The sequence below is a fragment of the Pseudovibrio sp. Ad37 genome (assembly GCF_001623075.1).
Taxonomy (GTDB): Bacteria; Pseudomonadota; Alphaproteobacteria; order Rhizobiales; family Stappiaceae; genus Pseudovibrio.
Map to the genome: position 1 here is coordinate 1 of NZ_LMCF01000133.1, position 22689 is coordinate 22689.

General features: G+C 50.9%; 22 protein-coding genes. 10 read left to right on the forward strand and 12 right to left on the reverse strand.

Annotated elements, in window-relative coordinates; genetic code table 11:
- The first annotated feature begins 483 nt into the window (after nt 1-483).
- Nucleotides 484-894: an HIT family protein gene (locus PsAD37_RS17695; protein WP_063297304.1), complete on the forward strand. Its 411-nt coding sequence runs from the start codon at nt 484-486 to the stop codon at nt 892-894.
- A 296-nt stretch (nt 895-1190) separates the two neighbouring features.
- On the opposite strand, the gene PsAD37_RS17700 is transcribed toward PsAD37_RS17695, so the two are convergent.
- From PsAD37_RS17700 to PsAD37_RS17725, 6 genes are all read right to left on the reverse strand, one after another.
- Entirely contained in the window at nt 1191-1589 is a 399-nt protein-coding gene (locus PsAD37_RS17700; protein WP_208991944.1) for an MFS transporter, read from the reverse strand.
- Nucleotides 1590-1844: 255 nt separating this feature from the next.
- A complete protein-coding gene (gene ggt / locus PsAD37_RS17705) occupies nt 1845-3593 on the reverse strand; it encodes a gamma-glutamyltransferase (RefSeq protein ID WP_063297283.1) in 1749 nt (582 codons plus the stop codon).
- 35 nt (nt 3594-3628) lie between these two features.
- Entirely contained in the window at nt 3629-4348 is a 720-nt protein-coding gene (locus tag PsAD37_RS17710) for an aspartate/glutamate racemase family protein (RefSeq protein WP_063297284.1), read from the reverse strand.
- A 100-nt stretch (nt 4349-4448) separates the two neighbouring features.
- Nucleotides 4449-4787 (reverse strand): hypothetical protein, encoded by a 339-nt coding sequence (locus tag PsAD37_RS17715; protein WP_063297285.1) that lies wholly within the window; start codon nt 4785-4787, stop codon nt 4449-4451.
- A gap of 148 nt (nt 4788-4935) precedes the next feature.
- Nucleotides 4936-5499: a UbiX family flavin prenyltransferase gene (locus tag PsAD37_RS17720; protein WP_063297286.1), complete on the reverse strand. Its 564-nt coding sequence runs from the start codon at nt 5497-5499 to the stop codon at nt 4936-4938.
- A 5-nt stretch (nt 5500-5504) separates the two neighbouring features.
- Complete coding sequence (locus PsAD37_RS17725; protein WP_063297287.1) at nt 5505-7073, reverse strand: UbiD family decarboxylase; 1569 nt, start codon at nt 7071-7073, stop codon at nt 5505-5507.
- 149 nt (nt 7074-7222) lie between these two features.
- On the opposite strand from PsAD37_RS17725, the gene PsAD37_RS17730 reads away from it, so the two are divergent.
- The 3 genes from PsAD37_RS17730 (at nt 7223) to PsAD37_RS17740 (ending at nt 9756) form a co-directional block, all read left to right on the forward strand.
- Complete coding sequence (locus tag PsAD37_RS17730) at nt 7223-7759, forward strand: SCP2 domain-containing protein (protein WP_063297288.1); 537 nt, start codon at nt 7223-7225, stop codon at nt 7757-7759.
- A 71-nt stretch (nt 7760-7830) separates the two neighbouring features.
- Nucleotides 7831-8850 (forward strand): peptidase U32 family protein, encoded by a 1020-nt coding sequence (locus tag PsAD37_RS17735; protein WP_063297289.1) that lies wholly within the window; start codon nt 7831-7833, stop codon nt 8848-8850.
- A 9-nt stretch (nt 8851-8859) separates the two neighbouring features.
- Nucleotides 8860-9756, forward strand: coding sequence for a U32 family peptidase (locus PsAD37_RS17740; RefSeq protein ID WP_063297290.1), 897 nt, complete (start codon nt 8860-8862; stop codon nt 9754-9756).
- A gap of 33 nt (nt 9757-9789) precedes the next feature.
- Here PsAD37_RS17740 and PsAD37_RS17745 read toward each other — a convergent pair whose 3' ends face one another.
- Nucleotides 9790-10464 (reverse strand): GntR family transcriptional regulator, encoded by a 675-nt coding sequence (locus PsAD37_RS17745; RefSeq protein WP_057461644.1) that lies wholly within the window; start codon nt 10462-10464, stop codon nt 9790-9792.
- A gap of 187 nt (nt 10465-10651) precedes the next feature.
- A complete protein-coding gene (locus tag PsAD37_RS17750; RefSeq protein ID WP_063297291.1) occupies nt 10652-11095 on the reverse strand; it encodes a YqaA family protein in 444 nt (147 codons plus the stop codon).
- 204 nt (nt 11096-11299) lie between these two features.
- Between PsAD37_RS17750 and PsAD37_RS17755 the strand changes: the two genes are divergently transcribed.
- On the forward strand, nt 11300-12310 hold the full coding sequence (locus tag PsAD37_RS17755) for a proline racemase family protein (RefSeq protein WP_063297292.1): 1011 nt from the start codon (nt 11300-11302) through the stop codon (nt 12308-12310).
- A 177-nt stretch (nt 12311-12487) separates the two neighbouring features.
- Nucleotides 12488-13750, forward strand: coding sequence for a glycerate kinase (locus PsAD37_RS17760; protein WP_063297293.1), 1263 nt, complete (start codon nt 12488-12490; stop codon nt 13748-13750).
- Nucleotides 13751-13792: 42 nt separating this feature from the next.
- On the opposite strand, the gene PsAD37_RS28140 is transcribed toward PsAD37_RS17760, so the two are convergent.
- On the reverse strand, nt 13793-14149 hold the full coding sequence (locus tag PsAD37_RS28140; RefSeq protein WP_153039790.1) for a hypothetical protein: 357 nt from the start codon (nt 14147-14149) through the stop codon (nt 13793-13795).
- A gap of 194 nt (nt 14150-14343) precedes the next feature.
- Here PsAD37_RS28140 and PsAD37_RS17765 point away from each other — a divergent pair, with 194 nt between their 5' ends.
- Together PsAD37_RS17765 and PsAD37_RS17770 are read left to right on the forward strand one after the other, a co-directional pair.
- Entirely contained in the window at nt 14344-15279 is a 936-nt protein-coding gene (locus PsAD37_RS17765; protein ID WP_063286657.1) for an AraC family transcriptional regulator, read from the forward strand.
- 150 nt (nt 15280-15429) lie between these two features.
- A complete protein-coding gene (locus tag PsAD37_RS17770) occupies nt 15430-15798 on the forward strand; it encodes a hypothetical protein (protein ID WP_063297294.1) in 369 nt (122 codons plus the stop codon).
- A gap of 62 nt (nt 15799-15860) precedes the next feature.
- Here the strand turns inward: PsAD37_RS17770 and PsAD37_RS17775 are convergent, their stop codons facing one another.
- Nucleotides 15861-17195: an MATE family efflux transporter gene (locus PsAD37_RS17775; protein WP_063297295.1), complete on the reverse strand. Its 1335-nt coding sequence runs from the start codon at nt 17193-17195 to the stop codon at nt 15861-15863.
- Between the two features lie 250 nt (nt 17196-17445).
- Here PsAD37_RS17775 and PsAD37_RS17780 point away from each other — a divergent pair, with 250 nt between their 5' ends.
- On the forward strand, nt 17446-17907 hold the full coding sequence (locus PsAD37_RS17780; protein ID WP_063297296.1) for a hypothetical protein: 462 nt from the start codon (nt 17446-17448) through the stop codon (nt 17905-17907).
- A gap of 96 nt (nt 17908-18003) precedes the next feature.
- Nucleotides 18004-20652, forward strand: coding sequence for a hypothetical protein (locus PsAD37_RS17785; protein WP_063297297.1), 2649 nt, complete (start codon nt 18004-18006; stop codon nt 20650-20652).
- Nucleotides 20653-20698: 46 nt separating this feature from the next.
- On the opposite strand, the gene PsAD37_RS17790 is transcribed toward PsAD37_RS17785, so the two are convergent.
- Together PsAD37_RS17790 and asd are read right to left on the reverse strand one after the other, a co-directional pair.
- Nucleotides 20699-21496 carry a phytanoyl-CoA dioxygenase family protein gene (locus tag PsAD37_RS17790; RefSeq protein ID WP_063297298.1) on the reverse strand — a complete coding sequence of 266 codons (798 nt, stop codon included), beginning with the start codon at nt 21494-21496 and terminating at the stop codon, nt 20699-20701.
- A 91-nt stretch (nt 21497-21587) separates the two neighbouring features.
- A complete protein-coding gene (asd, locus tag PsAD37_RS17795; RefSeq protein ID WP_063297299.1) occupies nt 21588-22481 on the reverse strand; it encodes an archaetidylserine decarboxylase in 894 nt (297 codons plus the stop codon).
- Nucleotides 22482-22689 lie beyond the last annotated feature (208 nt).

Consider the following 22689-nt stretch of genomic DNA (forward strand, 5'->3'; position numbering starts at 1 on the left):
ACAACCCGTTCACGTAATTCTATCGGATATGGCTTGCCCATGTGCCCTCCAAAAACAAGGATGGCAACATTGAATCACAAAAAGTTAAAATGAGAAACCTGAATCAGATCTGGCGCAGCACGCTCTAAGAGTGAGAAGTCAATTCTTTTGATATCTGCTTTTCATCGGAGGTACTTTTTTGACCAGCCGGATCGAAAATGGTTGAACAAGCTTTCTCTCAATGAGTAGCCGTGGAAATCAAAAGCCAAATAGCCATCGGTGATATACATATGATGGCCGCTAAAGCCTTCATGTGGCACTATCCATTCTCCGTAAAACCCATCTAGAGGCTTTTTCTGCAGATAGACACCTGCCAGTATGTGGCGGGTTCCGAAACCGAAGAAAATGCGATCAGGTTGGTTCCATCGCTTTTATGGATCTTTTTTTATTCCGGGCTTGGGCCAGTACATGATGGGCCCAATCCAAGGTTATTGGGGAAACGTGATGTCAAAGTGTGTGTTTTGCGAGATTGCAGAAGGTCGGTTGGAGCCAGATGCAAAGGTTTATGAGAATGAAAGTGTGATTGCTTTCTTTGATCGCGGTGCGATTGCTCCGTATCACACATTGGTTGTTCCGAAGCGGCATTCTACCAATATCTTTGATATTCACGAGGATGATCTGATTGCTATTACTCGTGCTATCAAACACATATGCCTGATGTACAAAGAAAGGCTGGGTATCGCCGATATTCAGATTGTTTCTAGTAATGGTAAAGAAGCTCAGCAGGATGCTTTTCATACCCACTTTCACATTGTACCGCGTCACAAAGGGGATGGGCAAGATATTGCTTGGACTCCAGATCCAACGCTGTCTGCCAAAAATGAAGAGTTTTTGGCTCGCCTAAATGGGACTTAGTCGAGTCTGACAAACACTGACAACTGACTGTCAGCTTCCGTTTTATCAAACCCCACAGAATGCCTTGCCTCTGACGGCTAGTGACGGCATTCACAGCTTTTCCAGTATTAAGTTGAAAGAGAGTTTAGAGGGGAGAGGAGGGGCGAAATCCTGCTTACCAAAACGCCCATTTGCTTACCATATGCTGACAAAAGCCAGAAAAGCAAAAAGCCTCCCGAGGGAGGCTTTGAAATTTCCTTGATAAATCAAGGAGAAGAGTGGTGCCGGCAGCAGGGATCGAACCCGCGACCCCCTGATTACAAGATTGTGGCGATTGAGCCGAACACGCCCAATGCAAAGCCTCTGCGTTCAGGTGGGAAAATGCGCGAAATGGCAACAATCGGCAGAGGGAACATGATTGCAGCGCCAATCCCCTGCACGACCCGCGCACCGACGAGGAACCCTCCGTTTGGTGCGAAGCCACAGGCCAGCGACGCCAGACCGAAGATGATCATGCCGGAGAGGATGAGATAATTGATGTTTACTAAGTCAGCCAGTTTACCACCGAGAGCCACCAATGCTGCGAACATCAATAGATAAGAGTTCACAACCCAATGGGCTTGAGTGAGTGTCATCCCAAATTCTTCTGAGATGGTTGGCAGAGCCAGACTAACGACTGTTTCATCCAACAAAGCGAGCCCAAGGATGAAACTCATTGCTGCCAGCAGGACCCATCGATGTACAACGGATGGCATGCAAGTATATTTAGTGGGGTTTTCGGGCAACTCCGTCATTGGCACTAGCACCTCACAGGCCGTAGCCGACAGGCGCAGCCATTTCCAAGAGTTTCTAGCTATCACAGAGGCAAGAAGATGCTTAAGGGCGTACTTTAGTACACACTTAGCAGAGCACTAAGGCTCAAGAGACAATTATGCCGTTCTCTCGAGCCTCAGCTTCGTTAAATCTGGTTTTTATTCACCCAAAGCAAGGCCTTCGCGGCGTGGATCTACCCCACCCTGTAGGCCATCTGCGGTGATCACAATTCCATGAAGACCGGAGTTGAGGTCACGAATGTTGGTTTTGTAACCCATAGCATCCAGAGCTGGTTGCAGCTTTTCAGCAGCAGTGCCCTTCTCAAGATCATAGGTGCCGAAGCGATTGACCAGATGTGGCATGGAGATCGCTTCCTGAATGTTCATACCCCAATCCAGGTTCGCAACCAGTGTTGTTGCTACGTAACCAATGATGCGACTACCACCTGGAGACCCAACGACAACGATTGGTTTGTCGTCTTTCATAACAATTGTTGGCGCCATGGAAGAACGTGGACGTTTGCCTGGCTCAACGCGGTTCGCAATCGGCACACCATCACGATGCGTACGGAATGAGAAGTCCGTCAATTCGTTGTTAAGCAGGAAGCCATTGGTCATGAGACGAGAGCCAAAGCCATTCTCAATAGTAGTTGTCATGGAAACAGCATTTCCGTGTGCATCTACGATTGAGAAGTGGCTGGTTGATGGCAGTTCAATGCTCTCATCATCAGCCAGCAACATGGCGTGATCCCAAGTTGGGTTACCTGGGACAACCTTGTCTTTCGGCAGGGCTTTATCGCCGTTCAAAAGCTCAGCGCGCTCTTTGATGTAAGCAGGTGCAACGAGGCCGTTGGTTGGCATTGGCACATAGTCACTGTCCGCCATGTAACGACCACGATCAGAGAAGGCGAGACGGGATGCGTCACCAATCAAGCGCCATGCGTTCGGGTCGCCAGAGTTCATTGATGGCAGATCGTAGCTGTTGAGCTGGCCGAGGATCTGGCCAACGGTCAGAGCACCGGAAGATGGCGGGCCCATGCCGCAGATTTCATAGGCACGGTATTCAGCACAAACAGCAGAACGCTCTTTGATGTTGTAGTTTGCAAGATCTTCAAGAGCCAACTTGCCGGGATTGCCCTTAGCGGATTGAACAGTCTCAACGATGGACTTTGCAATATCTCCAGAATAGAAGCCATCCGCTCCATTTTGAGAAATTGCAGTCAGAGTCGCTGCATATTCTGGGTTTTTGAGCAGGTGCCCAACTGGCAAAGGAGTGCCGCCCGGCAGGAAGTAGTTTTTCGTTGTTTCGAAGCGAGAGAGGCGCTCCTGATCATTGGTGATCAGGGCGTTCAGGCGCGGAGAAACCTCAAAGCCATCTGTTGCCAGTTTGATGGCAGGAGCAACAAGATCGGCCCATGGCAGAGAACCGAGTTTTGCATGGGTATCATACAGCAGTTTTACTGTGCCAGGCGTTCCGACAGAAAGTCCGCCAACAACGGCATCATAAAACTTGAGTGGTTCGCCGTTTTCGTTCTGAAACAGTTCTGGCGTTGCTGATGCAGGCGCTGTCTCACGACCGTCATATGTGGTCAGCTTGCCTGCTTCGGCATCATAATAAACGAGGAACGCACCGCCGCCGATTCCAGAGGATTGAGGTTCAACCAATCCCAGCATGAGCTGCACAGCAACCATTGCATCAATGGCGTTGCCGCCAGCTTGCAAAACGTCAAAACCCGCTTTTGACGCATGAGGGTTTGCGGCGACCACCATAAACTTTTGCGCGGTCACCATTTTCTTGTCGGAGATTCCGCTTGCCATTTCGGGAGCAACGCTGTCTGCCGCCTCCTGTGCTTGCGCAGGTAAAGCAAGCCCTGCTGCCAGTACGGCAGAGACCCATAGTTTCTTCATTATTTTCCCTCCTGAAGCGGGCAAATTCCCGCTGATTAGACTAGCTCTTCAAATTCACTTTCATTCTTCAATGCAAAATCCAAAATTCCACGCACATGTTCCGTGGTGCTATCAATGACCGGAGCTGAAATATCCTCCTGCCCCACCAATAGCCCAAGCTCTGTGCACCCCAGAATGACACTATCGGCACCCTGGTCCTGTGCTTTTCTGACAATCTGCAAGAGTGTGCGGCGAGAATCCTCATTAATCTGACCCCGACACAACTCATTATAGGCGATGTCATGGACGACGGCTTGCCCTCCATTGTCAGGGATCACTACCGATAATCCGTAGATATCCTGCAATCTTCTGATGTAAAAATCCTGTTCCATAATGTAGCGCGTTGCAAGCAAAAGTGGTTTCCTGCGTTTTACCTTTTGAATGGCATTCGCAGTTGTTTCAGCAATATGAATGAATGGGATCGTCAAACCATCCTGGATGTAGGAGGCGACTTTGTGCATTGTGTTCGCACAGATCACAATGCAATCAGCACCGGCACTTTCTAACTTCAGCGCCGCCTGTTTTAGCAAACTACCCGCTTCTTCCCACTCTCCGCGTGCAAGAAGCAACTCGATCTGAGAAAAATCAAAGGACCATAAAACGAGCTCAGCAGAGTGAAGTCCGCCAAGTCGTAAACGCGTTTGCTGATTAATCAGTCTGTAGTAAGTAGCAGTGCTCTCCCAGCTCATTCCTCCTAATAAGCCAATCGTTTTCATATATTCCTCGACATACAATACTCGTCGTAGGGACTATGTTGGCAAATTGCGCCGACTTAGAGAAGGTTGTTTTTTGTGCAGTTGAGCTGGGAGACCTAAACTAAGGCACTCTGCAGGTGATGTCCTCACCATCTTTCGCTTCACAGCATGCCCATTCGGTGTACTCACCTGTACATGCTTCGCCGCCTACAGACCGACGATTACAGAGCTTATTCGTCTGGAAGGTGTAGCGATCATCCTCATCGATATCAGTAAATCTATGAATGGGTCCGTTTGGAGCTTCCGGTCCGATTGTGACCTGAACTTCGCAGAGTTCAGTATCAGTGGTATCCAGAGTGATTGATGTCGCATTCGCTTTCTGACCTAGCGCTAACACTAGGAAAAGAGCCGAAAATACGAAGAGGCCAAACCAGAGGGGGCGCTTAAAACACAGGGACATTATCTTCACCTTTAGTATTTTTCTATTAAAATTGAATAGAAAAATACCTATTCAATTCAAAGGTGAAGGTAGCTATCGCCGGTAAACTTAAGCCGCAAAGTGGACGGTGAATTTTCATAAGATTACAGTAAAGTAACCTAGGATAATTCTATTGCCACTTAGTCATGTTCACGCCTGGATCAATTCCTAGTGTATTAATGCCGCGGGCGGCAATTTCTGTGAGCATATCCTCTTTGTTTTGCATATCTGCATAAAATGGAGGCACTGGCGGCGCGATAATTCCGCCCATCCGAGTCACCTTGAGCATCGCCTCTAAATGCCCCTCATGCAAAGGTGTCTCACGCGGGACGAGGACCAGCTTACGGCGCTCTTTGAGCACAACATCCGCAGCGCGTGTGAGCAGGTTATCTGAGAAAGAATAGGCCACGCCTGAGAGTGTACGCATGGAGCATGGTGTGATGATCATACCGTCTGTGTGGAACGAGCCGCTTGCAATAGCAGCTGTCATTTCATCAGGCGCGTAGGTGACGGATGCAAGCACTTTGAGCTGCTCAACGCCATCCTTGCCAAGTTCATGTAGAACAGAAGCGACGGCTCCTTTGGAATGCACCAGATGCGTTTCAACGCTCAGCACTTTCAGGATTTCCAGCGTTTTCAGAGCAAGTTGAGCACCGGAGGCTCCCGATACCCCAACAATGATACGCTTCGTCATGCCGCCTACTCACTTCCTTCTGAAGTATTCTTTATCTCTGAAGGGGTGATAGCATCCTTTGGTTGATCCTGGTTTTGTTTTTTAGGCAAGCCACCTGGAAACAGTTCATCCCAGCGGTCTTCGACCTTCTTGGTCAACTCTTCCGGCATACGCATCACTTCTGGCCAGTCAGTGCGCGTTTCTGATCCGATTTTGGTTGTCGCGTCGATACCGAGCTTGCCGCCCAGACCTTCCATGCCCGATGCAAAGTCCAGCGTATCAACCGGTGTGCGGTCCAGAACAACCAGATCGCGGGATGGGTCCATGCGGGTTGCGACGGCCCACATCACATCGTTCCAGCTCCTGCAGTCTATGTCTTCATCGACAGTGATGATCAGCTTGGTCATGGTGAACTGCGGCAGCAACGACCACATGCCCATCATCACGCGGCGGGCCTGACCGGGATAGCTTTTCTTGATCTTCAGAACTGCAATTCGGTAGGAGCACGCCTCAGGCGGCAACCACAGATCCACAACCTCCGGAATTTGCTGTTTCAGCAGCGGCAGGAAAACATCATTCATGGTTTCGGACAGGACTGCTGGTTCGTCTGGCGCTCTGCCGGTGAAGGTGCTCATGTAGACTGGGTCCTTACGAGCACGAATGCCCGATACTTTGAAAACTGGGAACTGATCAGGATCGTTGTAGTAGCCGGTATGATCCCCAAATGGACCTTCTTCAGCTGTTTCTAATGGCTCTGCAAAGCCTTCCAGAACAATCTCAGAGGATGCTGGGACATGCAGGTCCACGTGCTTACATGGGATCAGCTCTGGTCGTCCACCAGACAAGACACCGGAAATCATCAGTTCACTGACGTCAGATGGTGTTGGTATGACTGCTGACAGGATTGTTGCAGGGTCTGCACCGATGACAACGGCAACCGGCATACGCTCGCCGCGCGCTTGCCAGAGGCGATGGTGAGCAGCTCCACCGCGCATGGCGAGCCAGCGCAGGATTGCTTTGTCTTTGCCGATGACCTGCGCACGGTAGATGCCCAGATTGTATTGAGAGGGATCATCCTTCCCCGGAGGGCGCGTGATGACGATGCCCCATGTAATCAGTGGCCCCGCATCGTTTGGCCAACACATCTGCACAGGGAACTGTTCCAGATCAACCGGCATGTCAATCAGAGGAGATGACCGCAAGCGTTTTGGGCGAGCCGCCCATGCTGCTTTGGCAACAGGCAGCGCATCGATGAAGCCTTTCAGGCCCTTCGGTGGTTGCGGTGAGCGGAGATAGGCCAGCAGCTCCCCCAAGGCTGGAAGCTCATCAGGCGCACAGCCAAGGCCAAGGGCAACGCGCTCTCGAGTGCCGAACACATTGGTCAAAAGCGGCATATTGCTGTGCGTTCCCGAACATGTGATCGCATTATCAAACTGAAGGACTGGACCACCCTGCTCAATCACCTGACGATGGATTTCTGTCGCTTCAAACTGAGCTGAGACCGGTGCCTTTATCCTCACAAGCTCCTGCTGCGCTTCCAATACATTGAGAAAGCTAGAGAGTGTCTCGAACTTCTTTTCGCTACGCCAATACATTCCATTTCCAGATTACTGGGCAAACTCGGGATCTGTTCGCCGGATTAACACACATTTGAAGGGTGTTGTCGCTCTGGTCCTTGACCTCCATCAATGATGAGTTCCGCTAGGATTAATAGGAGAGGATACTGATCAGTGGAGATTAAAGTATGTTCTTTAAACCGGAACGAGGCCTGTTTCCTCCTGCCCTGCAAAAAGCTCTCGGCATATTGCCGGTTCCTCCGCTTGGCTTTGCTCTGACCCGGGCCGTGCGTCGGCTTGCCCGTAATCGCCCAGACCTCTTCGAGCGTCTGGACACATACAAACGCACGCATTTCATTATCGACCCAATTGATATCCCGCACGTCTTCCGCATGATCCCGAATGGTGAACATGCGACGGTTGAGATGTTCAAACGTAAAGATGCGCCCGAAGGCGCGGCGCGTATCTCTGGACCACTCATCGTCCTGCTGGGACTGGTTGATGGCACATATGACGGCGATGCCGTTTTCTTTACCCGCGATCTGGTGATCGAGGGTGATACGGACGCTGTGCTAGCCCTTCGCAACACCATGGAAGAAGCCGATCTCTCCCCTGCTGAATTCCTTGGTTTTAATGGCCGCCCGCGTGAAGTCGTGGATGGAGCAACCAACAAGACCTTAGATCATCTGCGCCGACTACTCGACGCACCAACTGCCACTTCCTGATTGCCGCGGCAGAGTGGAAGCACTCTGCGCGAACCAAGTGGTTCACTCTGTTATTTTCTGGAAGGTGTTTTATGCTTGGACAGCGCAACGATAATAATCCATCGCTGGAGCTTGTTTGCCCAGCCGGTACACCAGCTGCTCTTAAAGCCGCCGCAGAAGCGGGCGCACACAGCATTTACTGCGGTCTGCGCAACGAAACCAACGCCCGTAACTTTCCCGGTCTCAACTTCTCTGAAAAAGAGCTGAATGCCGGAGTTCGCCTTGCCCATAAACACGGTTCGCACGTTCTTGTTGCTGTGAACACGTTCGCCCGAGCAGGTGACACACACATCTGGAAGCGCGCGGTTGATGCGGTTTCTGCGTCTGGTGCTGATGCGATCATTGCTGCCGATATTGCGGTGCTTGACTATGCAAAAGAGAAACATCCGAACCTGCGCCTGCACCTTTCCGTACAAGCTGCTGCGGCAACGCCTGAATCCATCAGTTTCTATCAGGACACTTTTGGCGTGCAGCGTGTGGTTCTTCCACGTGTCATGTCCGTTGAAGAAATCGTCAAGCTCAATAAAGAGGTCACGGTCGAGACTGAAGTCTTTGTGTTTGGCGGCCTATGCGTGATGACGGAAGGGCGCTGCGCTTTGTCTTCATACGCTACGGGCAAGTCTCCAAACCTGACTGGCGTTTGCTCCCCTCCGGGCGATGTTTCTTACGACGAAGACGGCAGCAATCTCTATGCCCGTCTGGGCGGCTTTACCATTGATGGTTTTGGTGAAGGAGAAACTGCTGGCTACCCAACGCTTTGCAAGGGACGCTTTAAAGCAGAGGGAGAAACCTCCTACCTGTTTGAAGACCCTGTTAGCCTGAATGCTGCAAGTTTATTGCCACGTCTTCAAAAAGCAGGTGTGACCGCAGTTAAGATTGAAGGTCGCCAGCGCGGTAAAGCCTACATTTCACAGGTGGTGAAAGCCTTTCGTGCAGCTGTTGATGCCATGGATGCAGGCGGCAATGCAGAAGAAGAAGTTTCAGCCATGTTGAGCGCAATGACAGAAGGTGGACGCGAAACCACCGGCGCCTACAAAAAGATCTGGAGATAAGGACCAACCATGAGCAAGATCGAACTTTCCATTGGTCCTAACTTCTTCAACTGGTCCAACGAAAAACTCGTCGACTTTTATGCGCGTGTAGCAGATGAAGCTCCTGTTGAGCGCGTTTACATTGGCGAAGTTATTTGTGGCAAACGCATGCCGTTTAACGACAAGGTGTGGCCTGAGATTTATGAGCGCCTCACCAATGCAGGTAAAACAGTTGTCTTCTCAACAATTGCGCTGCCCGTCACCATGCGTGATCGTAAGTCCATCAATGCCCTTTCAGCAGATTGCGAACTGGTAGAAGCTAACGATATTGCGAGTGTTCATAAACGCTCTGGTGAACCTTTCGTTGGTGGGCCGTTCCTCAACATCTACAATGAGCAGACAGCGAAGGTTCTCATAAACCTGGGTATGGAGACGTTCTGCCCACCCGTTGAACTGCCGCTCAAGTCTGTTGAAGCGATTGCACAGGCTCTGCCAGATCTCACCATCGAGCTGTTTGCATTTGGTCGTCTGCCACTGGCTGTCTCTGGTCGCTGCTACCATGCACGCGCTCACAAGCTGCACAAAGATAACTGTCAGTTCATTTGTGACCGTGATCTTGATGGCATGGACGTGACGACGCTGGATAATCAGAAGTTCCTTGCAGCGAATGGTATTCAGACACTGTCTCACAGTGTTCAAGCCATCACGCTTGGCCGCGACGAGCTTTTGACAAAAGGCGTTGGCCGCTTGCGTCTTTCACCGCATGATATTGATATGATTGCGATTGCTGAGATCTATCGTGATCTTGTTGACGGAAAGATTGAAAGTGCCGAGGCCGTAGCACGTCTGCAGACACAACATCTGCCAGGTGCGCTGGCAAATGGATATGTGACTGGAAAACCCGGACACCTCTGGGAAGCAGACTAAGATTTCAGGAAAGGCGGGGCTTCGGTCCCGCTTTTAGTTTGACGGGACCATTCCGCTCATCACGTCAAAGATCATTTTACAGATTTGCTCTGCTGCCTCAGCACGCAAGCTTTTCTGAAACTCGACAGCTTCCGCCGCTTTGCCTTCTTTGATGAACTTCAACAGCTCCCAATGCTCCTGCGCGGAGTTGACTGGGGCACCATGCGCTTTCAGCAGCATGTTGCGCGCGCGTTGCGATCTATCCCAGAGCTGTAGGAAGACAGTTTCCAGATGCACGTTGCCGCTAAACTTGACGACATCCTCGTGAAACTTCTTGTCAGCAGATGTCCAAACGCTGAGGTCTCCACGTTCAAGTGAAAGATCCATCAGGGTGACAGAGTCCTCCAGCGCACGCGCCTGCTTTTCGCTAATTGGCTTTTCAGCAAGCTTACGAATGGCAAGTCCTTCAACAACTTCAAGGATCTCGTAGATCTCCGAGATATCGCCGACTGTGATTGGAAGAACGCGCATACCCTGACGCGGGCGCATTTCCACGAGCCCGTCCTTCTGCAGCATTAGCATGGCCTCACGCACTGGCGTACGGCTCATTTCCAGCTGGGTAGCCGCTTCCTGCTCAAGTACCTGTGTACCCGGACCGAGCCGGTTTTCGAGGATTGCTTGCTTCAGTTTGCGATAAGCGATGGAGACGTTAGACGTGGACGAAGGCATTTCCAAAAGGTGAGTTCGAGTAAAGATCGTTTTTCTCTATCACCCCCCTTCTGCATTGTCGATATTTCCGCTAAGTCATGATAAATTGCATTGCACATATAAAATTGATTTTATCTATAGAACCCATAAGGTTCGGCCATTTACTCTAATCAGAATTGATTATTTAAAACCATGTTTAATCCGTGGGTTATCCCTGCCAAAACGTGACTGCGTAATACACAAACAGGTATCGGGCAATTTTACCGATTGCGACCAGCATCAGAAAGTTCATGAATTTCATGCGCAAAGTGCCGGCGATGAGTGTGAGTGGGTCGCCAATGATTGGCACCCATGCGAGCAACATTGAGGCTTGTCCATAACGCTTAAACCAGCGCACAGCTTGCTTGAATTGATGCTCTTTTACCGGGAACCACGACCGGTCTTTATAGTGAGACAGAAAACGTCCGCAATACCAGTTGAACACTGAGCCGGCGACATTGCCCAGCGAAGCCGATGCGATCAAGATCACCGGATCCCAGCCTCCCGCTAGTAACAAGCCGCTGAGGACTGCCTCTGATGAGCCCGGAGCTAACGTGGCAGCTAGAAATGAAAACGCAAACAAGCCGCCATATACACCAAGAGCCACGAGCATCTTAAGAAAAACTCCAAATCACTTGAGTAGTAATATTTCACAGCATATTGAGCCATCTCCCTGTGCACGCTATGAAGGGGCTCGTTTTGCTTAAGCGCATTTTTCCGATCAATTGCAACTAATTAAACGGAACGCGCTGAAGGAGCTCTATGCTAAGACAAACAGTTCGGAAATAAGGCATTCCGACTAGTTCTGGGGGAGAACATGGATAAACAACAGAAAATAAGTGTTGTCGACATGCATACAGGTGGCGAGCCGCTTCGTATTGTAACCGACGGCTATCCGGAGATCCCCGGCAACACCATTTTGGCAAAGCGTCGCTATGCGCGAGATAACCTTGACCACCTTCGGCATTTTTTGATGTTTGAGCCGCGTGGTCATTTCGATATGTACGGCGCGATCCTCGTTGAACCGTCTCACCCGGATGCTCATTTTGGTGTGCTCTTCATTCACAATGAAGGTTACAGCACCATGTGTGGTCATGCAGTGATAGCTCTGGGACGATACGCAATTGATCACGGGTTGGTTGAGGCCAAGTCACCCATCACTGAAGTGCGCATCGAATGTCCTTGTGGGTTGGTTGTTGCTTCTGTGGAAGTCGACAATAATGCTCCTGGTGCAGTCTCCTTCCATTCCGTACCAGCTTTTCTGCATTCCCGTGATGTGACGGTTGATGTGAAGGGCCTGGGTGAGCTGACCGTCGATGTCTCCTATGGAGGCGCATTTTATGGTCTAGCGCCTGCTTCTGCGTTTGGCTTGGATGTACAGAAATCCCGAACACGTGATCTGGTTGATGCTGCAAACGCAGTAAGCGATGCTATTCGTGCAGCAGTGACGCTTCAGCATCCGGATGATGCTGATCTTGCATTCCTGTATGGAACTATCCTGACAGATGGAAATGACGCTTACAGCGCTGACCCAACGGCGAACATCTGCGTGTTTGCTGACAGCCAGGTAGACCGCAGCCCAACAGGTTCCGGCGTAACCGCGAGATTGGCTGCACAAGCCGCGAAGGGGCTGATTAACACAGGGCAGACGCGGCGATATGAGAGCCTGATTGCAACAAGCTTTGAAGGCACTTATTTCGCGGATGCCAAATGCGGACCACATGATGCGATCATCGCGCAGGTAGTAGGTAAAGCACATTACAGCGGAGAAGCAACCTTTTGGCGGGAAAATGATGATCCTGTTGGAAACGGCTTCCTACTGAGATAACTCTCTGTAGTTTTTCAGGTTTCGATCAAGTTTCGAAAAGTGACAGGCTCCGCTTTCCCATCAGAGAGCGGAGCCTATAGGTTTTTGCTGGAAATAGTTGCGGGTTAAAGCTAGAAAATACGAAGAAATTCAAAAAGATAACCGAAACTTTTCGGTGGCAATCGGGGGTGATCAGCAATGGCAGTTGATCCTAAGCGTTTTCTGAGAGACCTGTTTCATGCGGCCATTGAGTCCGCTCAACCGGAAAAGTGCATCCCGAAGTTTTTGCCTGACACGCCCAAAGGGCGGCTTATCGTTATTGGTGCGGGGAAAGCCTCCGCAACCATGGCACGGGCCGTGGAAGATAACTGGCAAGGCCACCTCAGTGGTCTGGTAATCACACGTTACGGCTACAACGTTCCTTGCAAGTCCATCGAGATTATTGAAGCTGCGCATCCAGTGCCTGACGAAGCAGGATTGGCTGGAGCTAGGCGCATGTTGGAGCTTGTTTCTGATCTTTATGCTGATGACACAGTTCTCTGCCTCATTTCCGGTGGCGGTTCTTCGCTCCTACCTTTGCCGTTTGAGGGGCTTTCGCTGGAAGACAAGCAGTGCATCAACAAGGAGCTGTTGCGGTGTGGCGCTACGATCAGCGAAATGAACTGTGTGCGGCGGCATCTCTCGCAGATTAAGGGGGGACGTCTGGCTGCTGCGTGCCATCCTGCTAAAGTGATTAATCTACTGATCTCCGACGTTCCAGGTGATGATCCGATTAACATTGCGTCTGGCCCAACGGTTGCAGATCCAACCACGTGCGCAGATGCTCTGGCGATTGTGGAGCGGTATAAGATTGGGTTGCCTCTAAGAGCATTGGAGGTTCTTGAAAGTGGCGTTGGTGAAACACCGGATAAAAGCGACCTGCACCTCGGATCTGTTGAGACGCATATGATCGCTACACCGCAGTTGGCGCTGGAAGCCGCAGCATCTGTTGCCGAGAAACAAGGTGTTCCAGCTTATATACTGGGTGACAGCGTTGAGGGTGAGGCTACGGATGTAGGTATTGTGATGGCCGGGATTGCCAAGCAGGTTGCCTCGCATGGACAGCCGTTCAAAGCCCCTTGTGTGTTGCTTTCTGGTGGTGAGACGACAGTCACGCTCAAGGGCAATGGTCGTGGAGGGCGGAATGTGGAGTTATTGCTCTCACTGGCGGTTGCTTTAGACGGCCAGCAAGGTGTCTACGCGCTTGCTGGAGATACAGATGGTGTTGACGGGATTGAGGAGATTGCAGGGGCTTACTGTGATCCCTCTACCCTACAAAGAGCCTGGGACAAGAAGATCAATCCGCGGCTGTCACTTGCTGACAATGACGGGCATGGGTTCTTTGAGGCAATTGGCGACAGCGTCATCACCGGCCCTACTTTGACAAACGTGAACGATTTTCGTGCGATCTTGATAAGATAGTGCCCGAAGCTCTTTAAGTCTCTGCGAGCCTCGGGCAACAAATTAAGGACCCCAGGCTCTGACGCCCTCAACTTTTATTGGACGAACGCGAGCACATCCCTGACTCATAAGGGTACGTTCAACATCTGCACTCGAATATTCACGACCTTGAATCGCAGGAACTCTAACAGTCCATGGACCTGCTGCCGCTACAGGGTTCTCACCTTCAATCCGTGTTCGGTTGGGCAGACATCCCAAGATATAGTTGCGCATAGTGTCTACAACTGGGTTACGCCCCCTGCCACCAAATCGGAATTCAAGTACGTGATCGGATGCAGCATACGCAGGTGTTGTTGGCATTGCTGTCAGCCCAGTTACAATAATCAGCGCTGTAATGTAGCAATATTGTCTTAGTTTCATTTTTTTATTCTTCATTCTGCTTAACAGAGAGAAGCATTTTGCTTCGCAAGCTAAGACGAGTACCGCTGACTTTTGTGAAACTGGATAAACTTACAACACGCCAATACGATTTCAGATAATGTAGATCATTCGCAATATCGATCAGATCGTTCAGGGCAGTAGACGTTTAAGCACCTCTCATCCATAATTGGATGATGCTTGATACACTCAGTGATATCCTCACCCGCCTTTCCGTCAAAGGCACGCTTTACTTCCGCACCTCTTTTACGGTGCCGTGGGGCGTTGCCGTGCCTTCCTTTGAAAATGTAGCCCGCTTTCACTTTGCCCACCGAGGGGATTGCATGGTGCGGGTGAAGGAGACCGGCAAGAAGGTGTTGCTCGCCCAAGGTGACTTATTGATCGTTCCTCATGGTGCCGCGCATGACATCTATTGCGGGCGCTCTGAAGAGGAAGTCATCCTGCCGCTGGATCGTGTTCTGGAGCTTTCCGGTTACAACGGTGAAGGTGTGTTGGTTTACGGCGGAGAGCAGGATGAACGTGAGACGCAATTAATTTGTGGTCACATCTCGCTTGCTCGCAATGCTCGCCATCTCATCTTTGATCAGCTGCCTGATTACATCCATATATCAAACTACGGAGAAGCCGCAGGGCGTTGGATGGAGGCCACACTGCGGCTGATCGGAGATGAAACACATGGCACGCGCCTTGGCGGTGATCTGATCGCACTAAAAATGACTGAGGTTTTGTTTGCTCAGGCACTGCGCAGTTTCATTGAGCAGGAAGGTGAAAAGCACCTCGGGCTTGCCGGGTTTGCTGATCCGCAGTTGAGTAGAGCGCTGGCAGCCTTTCATAAGGCGCCTGCGCGCGAGTGGAGTGTAGAGGGTCTAGCGCGGGAGGCAGGTCTTTCGCGAACAGGATTTGCGACGCAGTTTTCCAGCAAGATGGGCCTTACGCCCATGCAATACCTGACCAGTTGGCGCATGCAGATTGCTCAGCAGGGCTTGGTTGATGATCAGATGAGCGTGTCTGAAGTGGCAGCGCTTGCCGGGTATGCTTCTGAATCTGCATTTACGCGGGTTTTCAAAAAGGAAGTGGGTTTAACACCAGCAGCGTATCGCACATCTCATTGAATAAAATCAGCTTAATTGTTCCATATTGATATCCATTCTGAACGATCTGCATATTTCTTTGAACGTCCTGAAATTGAGCAAAACGGGGGCTTCTCCTAATCTGACTGTGCCTAAAACGAAAGACCGACACAGTCAAAAAGGAACCCTGTCATGTCCCTCCGTTTCGTTACAAAAAGCATCCATGCTTATCTGGATTATCCCGTTGCCTTTGCGTTGATCGGTTTGCCCTTCATTCTTGGTCTTGGAGCAGCCAACCCATTGGCACTCTGGCTATCGGTTGGCACAGGCGCAGCAGCGTTGATCTTGACGCTTCTGACAGATCATCAGTTCGGTGTGCTCCGTGTGCTGCCTTACAGTTTACATCTGGCCGTTGATGGAGCAGTTGGTGCGCTCTTCCTGTTGGCTCCTTTCCTCTTCGGCTTTACCGGCCTGGACGCCGCTTACTACTTCGCAAACGGCTTGGCGGTTGCGATTGTTGTGAGCTTGCACAAACCAGAGACTGAGATGGCAACAGCTTGAGGCAAAGCCCTCCACTGCTTGCCCAGCCAATAAACCGCAGGTGTCTGAAAGAGGCCTGCGGTTTATCCCGTTTTTGCTGAAGCTCTTGCCAATGCAAGTTCGGAATAGCCTTTCCAGAAACTGTATTGCGTCAGGAACAAGCCAACGCGATAAATAAAGTCCGCGAAGATTACACCTGCCAATCCGGAACTCATTGAGACGCCGAATACATAAGCCAGTGGCAAGAATATAAGCCATTGCGTGATTGCTGAGACTGTCCAGGCTCGCCCGAACAGTTGGGCACCTTGCAGAACATAGTTCATCACTGCTCCCGCAATGTTGATTGGCAAGATTAAGCAGGAGAGAGTGAACACCATAATGAGTTGCGGTTCATCCAATGCTTCTCCCAGCAAAAGGGTCAGGACATCCTCAGAGAGCACCATGACGAGCAGAGCGTAGATCACAATGGGATATGCAGCACCTGAGATCATCTTCAGACCAACCTGTTGGGCTCCCGACAGGTCTTTTGCCCCAACTGCCTGACCTACCTGACTGATCGCGACGCTTCCCAAAGCATTTGCCACATAAATCGGGATGAGTGTTGCCTGAGTGATAACCTGATAGACGGCCAAAGCTAAAACACTGAGATGCCCGACAATCCAGTAGCTTGAAAAGATCCCAAGAGCGTAGATTGTGCTTTGAGAGGCTGACAGGATTGCCTTCCTCAAAATCTCGATGATCAAAGGCACAGACAAGACTCCAAGCCTCAGTTTTTGCTGCGAGATCGCTTGTAGTGCTGCTGACACATAGAAGACCGCTGCAAGCGCAAATGCGATAAACGTACCGAACCCAACTCCTGAAATTCCCAGTTTAGGAGCTCCAGCCCAACCGAATGCCAGCATGACAGTTGCAACGGCATTCACGATCTGCGTTCCAATGCCGATGTAGGAGACGGTCCACGCTTTGCCGACAGCAATAAGGAGACCGCGGGAGGCTCCGCACATATAATAAAACGGCGTCGCATAGAGGAGGAATTCCAGGTATCGCCTTGAGGCTTCTCTAACCTCAGCGTTCGGATTCATAAAAACAAGTATGTCTTCGAGAAAATAGATTGAAGCTGCTGTTAGCAAGAAGCCAAAGCTTACGCCCAAGATCAGACAGATCACAAACGCATCCAACACTTCGTTGTTTTCTCGACTGGTCAGAAATCCAGCAGTGAAGGATTGGATTGCGATGGAAAAGCCGTTGGAGAATGAAAACAGGACATAAAACATCATGCCGCAGATGCCGACCGCGGCAACAGCGGGTGCACCGAAATAGCTGGAGACGTAAGTGTCTGTCCAGTTGGTGAACAAGGCAGCGCTGCCGGTGAGGAAGAGCGGTAATGCCCGCAAATACATATGCTTAAACGAAATCATCGAAGTATGGATTGCCGGAGAAAAGGTAGGAACTTAACTTAGCCAGCATACACCGTTCCGATGAGAGCGATAGATAAAAATAAGTAATTCAACCTATATTTTGCCTTATCTCTCAAACCGACTCTGTTTTCTACTTTTTCTGAAAGTAACTGTTCCGATCAGCACAGTAGCTCCTCTGTAGAAGTGCCAATCTCAACTGCATTGAGATCTTCATTCCAAGATCTCTTCCACTCATGGTGAGGAGTATGCCATGGCTGAGACGACTGCATTTGATGAGTTGGTTCGGGCGTTTTCGTCCAGTTTTGATCTGGACCTGCCAGAACCGTGTAATGGTGCCTATTTCTTCTGCGTCGATGAGCGTAGTCATCTGATTTTGTGCCAACATCATGAGGATTTTATCATGATGGCACTGACGAGTGGTCTGCGCAAAGTTGACCTTTCTGCTGACCAGGCCCTCATGCTTTTAAAAAGCAACGGCAACGCATTCACTCAACCACATATCATCGCGTCGATCACCGGACAGCGCGTTTCTCACTGGACCGAGGTTTCTACGGGTGGTGGCGTTGAGCTTATGCGCAAGGCGTTTGATCTGCTGCTTGATGCAAACGCACGACTGGAGCGCGCGCAGCCTTCTGCTGAAGAGAGCGCAGACGATGTAATCCATGTGCCGTTGCCCAAGTACGGCTCAGACATGGTGATCATTGGTTCCTGATCACTCTGACGAATCAATGGAATTTACTGTTTTCACGTTGGTGTTCCGGCACTCCTGAACAATGGAGGCCAACACCGGGAATTTATGAGGTGTCCCATGGGTCGTTCTCCAATTCATTCAAAAATTTCGCAGCCTCAGGTCAATCCAGACCAACAAGGGGCCACACCAAAAAAAACAACCAGTTCCCATAAAGGACATAAGCTGGGCCATACCGAGCCAAAGAATGTGCATCGCTTGCTGGACCAGCTGGATGAGCTGAACGGAAAGTCTACACAGCACAGCCGCCCAGCAAAAGCCGGGGCGAAGGCCCCCCAACTGCGCTCACTCGCTTACCACAAGCATCATAAACCGGAGGGCGAACCTTCTAACTCAACGGATGGCATGTCACGCGCTGTGAAAAAGCTTCGCTATGAGGGCTACCGGTTGCCTTCAGAAAAGTTGATGGGGCATGGCGCGAGCAATACCGCGGCATCCTCGCAGCAAAGTACAAAGACGGTTCCGACTAAAGCAGTGCCTCCGCTCGCTGCGCATGCGAACACACTTGATCATTTGGGCTCAGATCCTGATCTGAGCGACTACGTTATTGTTGACACTCCCAAGCCTGAGGGAAGCCAGACGGCTGCTGTCAACGGCACGTCACAAGCTGTTGGACACCCTAAGTTGGAGACTGTTGAGCAACCATCTACACCTCAGCCACGCAGCGAACCATTGGAGTTAAAACCACATCCAGCAATGCTGGCTATGCATGAGTTAGATTTGGCGGTGAGCCCCGAACTTGAGCAGAAATTCCAAGCGTATCAAGAAAAGAAAACGGCCTTTATCAATGACCCGACAGGCACTGCACATGAAGGACCGGAAGCAGCAAAAAAGCAACGACTGATCACAGGTCTTTTGGGTATGGCTCAAGACAAGGCTGACACATATCTGCGTATGCAGTTCAGAACCGGGCTGGACAATGATGCACGTGCGTTGGCTAAACAAGTCTTTGAAGATACCGCTCATGATCCTCGCTTTCTTGCCTTCCTGAAGGTCGCGGCACTGGCTGCACCAGAGGATTTGTCCAGTAATCACAAAGAGCTGCTGGTGTTCCTAAGCCAGAACCTGAAAGCCCTGAACAAAGAAGTTGTTGGCAACGTCAACGCGCTCTTACGCCAAAATGCTTTTAGCAAGGGTTTGAGTGAAGCAGTCGATACTGCCAGAGCAAACGCTGTGATCGAGCAGGATGTGCATTATCTGAATGATATCGAGAAAGATATTGTTGCTTATCGGATGGCGACTTCCAAGCAACTGAGTGAAGCGCTGAATGCCAGCAATGATTTGCTGGCAGCCATGAGCTTTGGTGATGCGATCCTTTCCAGCACAAAGAGCCTCTCTCATGAGAATGGCCGGGCGCAGTACGCGTTGGCCAGCCTGCGTGAGGTGGCATCACAATTGACAGAGCAGCATCTGGCGGACCATCACAGCGTCAAGAAAACTGAGGCATGGATCGCTAAGCAGCCGTGGGCGGCGCTGATCTCCGTTTCCATTCAGAAAGATGGCGGATATTACGACATCAACACAGAGCTGCGTCACGACCCTGCTCCGAGAACAGTAGGCAACAGTACATTCTTCGACAACAGTGATGTGGTTCCGCAGCAGAGACTGACGAAGAGTGAGTTGCGCGATAAACCTCAGCTGGTTCTGAATGGTCTGCGCTCCAAGGAGATGATGGAGGCCCTGAAACTGGTGCCGACTGGTGAGGATGGCGTAGATGATCTGCCGATTGTCAAAAAGCCAAGTGATCTGGCGATGGCTTGGGGCAGCACGCTCGTAGCGGCTAAGCAACGAGGTGATAACATCTCGGCCATGTTGCCAGACTACTTCATCCTAAAGCAGGTTCGCTATCACAAGATTGAAGGCTTTCTGATTGAGAACGATATGCTTGAGCCTGCCTGGGTGGTGGAGTACAAGCCGACCTCTCATACCATGTCAGAGATCGGCAAGATGAGAGCGCTGCCGCAAGCTGCTGCCAAAAACCTGGCATCGCTGACTGTCAATCTGAATGAATTGAAAGACAGTCAAACCAAGCAGTCCAGCGAGCTTTCTTCTATGAGAGAGCGTCTGAACACCTTCTTGAGCACAAAAGGTAATGGCCTGCTGATGAGTTTTGGCAAGGCCCACTTTGCGCTGGACAAGCTGATGGAGCATGTTCGCGATGACGTTCATGCGCGGATTGAAAAATCTGGCGGAAGCCTGAAGAAGATCCAGAAATGGATCTCTGAGCAGCCATGGGTCGCGTTGTTTGATGTTTCTGTCACACGACCTGAGGGAGGTAAGAAGAGCGAGTATCTGATTTCTGTGAAGCAGAAGACTGCTCCTGAACCAGCTCACACAACCGTTACGGTTGAAGACCCGGAAACGCAGGAAGCTGGGGCAACAGCTCCTCAGGCACATGATGAATTTCCGGGAGTGACAGGCACCTTGCGGGCGTTGTTAGAGCCAGAAATGCGAGCTCAACTCATCCTGAAACCAACCGGTGAAGCCAGCTTGGGTGCGGAGATTGTTGATAAGCCAAGTAAGTTGGCACGGGAATGGGGTGAGCTGCTTGCCAAGGACGCTCAGGCTCAAGAGTCCCTGCCAGATTTTCTGGAGCTGCGGGAAGTTCAGTATCACAGTGAAACCAAAAACGTCTTCAGGAAAGGTCATCTGAAAACGTGTTGGGTGCTGGAGTTCAAGCCTGAAGCTCTGAATGCTGGTAGGAGCTAAAGCTTGGGGAGTGCAGTTTCCTGACTGCACTCCTTCTCTACTATCGTTAGCGCTTATAGATGATTGGGAACCAATCTTCTCGCAGGATTTGCCCAGGCTTCATATCATGACCCGGGAATGGCGGGGATGTGCGGCCCGGGCGTTCGATATAGCGGGCATCATCGCCCAGCAGACGCAGCGAGAATGCGCGGCGGCGCTGTTCTGTGGTATTACCGCGTGCGCCGTGCAGGGTGTAATAGTTGAACGCGACTGCATCACCCGGTTCCATCTCCCATTCGCGGATCGGCATGCCTTCTGCATCCGGGTCCGGGATTGGCATGTACTCGTCGCTGTCGCGATAAAAGTTCTGCTCGGACAGCCAGCGAATTGGCAGCACGGACTTTTCCCAAAGATGAGAGCCAGCAACACTGCGCAAGGTGGCGCCGGTTACCGCGTCCATTGGTGACCAGAAGCTGACGGTCTGCTGTCCCTCAACAAAGTAGTAGGGTCCATCCTGATGCCATGGCGTTGCTTTGGAGGTTCCCGGTTCTTTGACGAGTACGTGGTCGTGGAACATCTGAACGGTTTGGGATTGCATCAGGTCTGCTGCTGCTTCTGCCGCTGGTGAGTTGTTCACCACCTCGACAAACTCAGGAATGCGCTGCCAGTTGCAGTAGTCATCAAAGAAGCGACCGCCCTCGCCTTCCTTCAGGTTTTCTGCTGCATATTCTCCCGGCTCTGCCATGTTCCGCTCAATACCAGCCCTGATCAGATCTACATGATCCTTAAAGAGGCCCTTGATCAGTACGACACCTTCGCGCTGATAGGTATCGATATGGTCCTGAGTGATAAGTGAAGATGGCATAGTCCCGTCCAGTCTGTTAGCGAAGCCGACAGTCTGGACGAAGAGCCACGCTGGATAAATACAACTTATGCTAGGCGATCTGGAGATTTTCTCAGGCAACCGTTGCGAAGGGCTGACCGGCTTTAACCAGAGTTTCTTTACCTGCAGCACTGTTGGCGACAAGATCTTCGCTGAAGTTTACCGCACCCGGCTCAAACACGGCAACAACTGTTGAGCCACCAAACTTGAAGAAGCCTTTTTCATCCATCTTAGCGATGTGGCCAGAAGTCTTTGTATTTACAATGCTACCGACACCAAACGCACCGACTTCCACGTAGCACATGGTGCCCGCATTTTCGGTCTTGAGCAGTGTGTAGCTGCGTTTGTTTTCGCCAAACACATCTGGACCAGCGCCCAGAGCAATCGGGTTTACAGAGTGGTAGGCACCTTGAAAGTCTCTTGCATCAACAATTTCGCCCGCACAAGGGAAGTGATAGCGGTGATAATCTGCCGGGCACAGGCGCACGATTGCCAGTGAACCACCGATAAAGCGATCTGCGATATCTGGCAGCATTTTGCGGATGGAGAATGGATGGCCTTTCACTGGGGTGAAGGTGTCTTCATCCAACTTAGGGAAGACCAATACACGACCGTCCGCCGGGCTGACGATGGTGTCTGCGCCAGTATCGAACGGGCGTGTGCCTTCTTTCAGGTGACGGATGAAGAACTCGTTGAAAGACGCAAAGCTCTCCTGCGGGTCTGCAAACTCTGCTGTGTCGATGTTTAACTCATCAATCGCGCTCTGGATTTTGCCTTTGGAAAGCGGGCTGTCGTAATACCAGCCCATGGCCTTGCTGAGCGCAGCGGAGCGGAACAGCAGCTTTTCGATCAGGCTTGAGCTGGAATCCTGATAGGCCCAACGGATCCACTTCTCCCCCAGAACCGTTTCTTCAAACTCTCTGCCGGTTTCACGGTCAATAACGATAATGGGTTGTTTCTCAGACATGTGGCAGCCCTGCTTGCAAATTACGAGGCTTTACTAGGTGAGATACTCGGTGAAGGCAAGTAACTCTCCCATTTATTTCAAAAACTGTAATCCCGCACAATTCTATCTTCACCAGATCACTCAAATCTCTCAGGATGCTCCCGAATAAGCGTCAAATCAGGAAGCAACAGCGACTAAGTTAGAGCCAACAAAATCATCTCGTTGTGGA

What these genes read in the sequence shown, in the direction of transcription:
- PsAD37_RS28140 (WP_153039790.1), bottom strand. Translation starts at nt 14,149, where the DNA reads ATGAAACTAAGACAATATTGCTACATTACAGCGCTGATTATTGTAACT.
- PsAD37_RS17735 (WP_063297289.1), top strand. Translation starts at nt 7,831, where the DNA reads ATGCTTGGACAGCGCAACGATAATAATCCATCGCTGGAGCTTGTTTGC.
- PsAD37_RS17760 (WP_063297293.1), top strand. Translation starts at nt 12,488, where the DNA reads ATGGCAGTTGATCCTAAGCGTTTTCTGAGAGACCTGTTTCATGCGGCC.
- PsAD37_RS17780 (WP_063297296.1), top strand. Translation starts at nt 17,446, where the DNA reads ATGGCTGAGACGACTGCATTTGATGAGTTGGTTCGGGCGTTTTCGTCC.
- PsAD37_RS17785 (WP_063297297.1), top strand. Translation starts at nt 18,004, where the DNA reads ATGGGTCGTTCTCCAATTCATTCAAAAATTTCGCAGCCTCAGGTCAAT.
- PsAD37_RS17725 (WP_063297287.1), bottom strand. Translation starts at nt 7,073, where the DNA reads ATGTATTGGCGTAGCGAAAAGAAGTTCGAGACACTCTCTAGCTTTCTC.
- PsAD37_RS17740 (WP_063297290.1), top strand. Translation starts at nt 8,860, where the DNA reads ATGAGCAAGATCGAACTTTCCATTGGTCCTAACTTCTTCAACTGGTCC.
- PsAD37_RS17745 (WP_057461644.1), bottom strand. Translation starts at nt 10,464, where the DNA reads ATGCCTTCGTCCACGTCTAACGTCTCCATCGCTTATCGCAAACTGAAG.
- PsAD37_RS17755 (WP_063297292.1), top strand. Translation starts at nt 11,300, where the DNA reads ATGGATAAACAACAGAAAATAAGTGTTGTCGACATGCATACAGGTGGC.
- PsAD37_RS17695 (WP_063297304.1), top strand. Translation starts at nt 484, where the DNA reads ATGTCAAAGTGTGTGTTTTGCGAGATTGCAGAAGGTCGGTTGGAGCCA.
- PsAD37_RS17750 (WP_063297291.1), bottom strand. Translation starts at nt 11,095, where the DNA reads ATGCTCGTGGCTCTTGGTGTATATGGCGGCTTGTTTGCGTTTTCATTT.
- PsAD37_RS17720 (WP_063297286.1), bottom strand. Translation starts at nt 5,499, where the DNA reads ATGACGAAGCGTATCATTGTTGGGGTATCGGGAGCCTCCGGTGCTCAA.
- asd (WP_063297299.1), bottom strand. Translation starts at nt 22,481, where the DNA reads ATGTCTGAGAAACAACCCATTATCGTTATTGACCGTGAAACCGGCAGA.
- PsAD37_RS17700 (WP_208991944.1), bottom strand. Translation starts at nt 1,589, where the DNA reads ATGAGTTTCATCCTTGGGCTCGCTTTGTTGGATGAAACAGTCGTTAGT.
- PsAD37_RS17710 (WP_063297284.1), bottom strand. Translation starts at nt 4,348, where the DNA reads ATGAAAACGATTGGCTTATTAGGAGGAATGAGCTGGGAGAGCACTGCT.
- PsAD37_RS17765 (WP_063286657.1), top strand. Translation starts at nt 14,344, where the DNA reads ATGCTTGATACACTCAGTGATATCCTCACCCGCCTTTCCGTCAAAGGC.
- PsAD37_RS17775 (WP_063297295.1), bottom strand. Translation starts at nt 17,195, where the DNA reads ATGATTTCGTTTAAGCATATGTATTTGCGGGCATTACCGCTCTTCCTC.
- PsAD37_RS17715 (WP_063297285.1), bottom strand. Translation starts at nt 4,787, where the DNA reads ATGTCCCTGTGTTTTAAGCGCCCCCTCTGGTTTGGCCTCTTCGTATTT.
- PsAD37_RS17790 (WP_063297298.1), bottom strand. Translation starts at nt 21,496, where the DNA reads ATGCCATCTTCACTTATCACTCAGGACCATATCGATACCTATCAGCGC.
- PsAD37_RS17730 (WP_063297288.1), top strand. Translation starts at nt 7,223, where the DNA reads ATGTTCTTTAAACCGGAACGAGGCCTGTTTCCTCCTGCCCTGCAAAAA.
- PsAD37_RS17770 (WP_063297294.1), top strand. Translation starts at nt 15,430, where the DNA reads ATGTCCCTCCGTTTCGTTACAAAAAGCATCCATGCTTATCTGGATTAT.
- ggt (WP_063297283.1), bottom strand. Translation starts at nt 3,593, where the DNA reads ATGAAGAAACTATGGGTCTCTGCCGTACTGGCAGCAGGGCTTGCTTTA.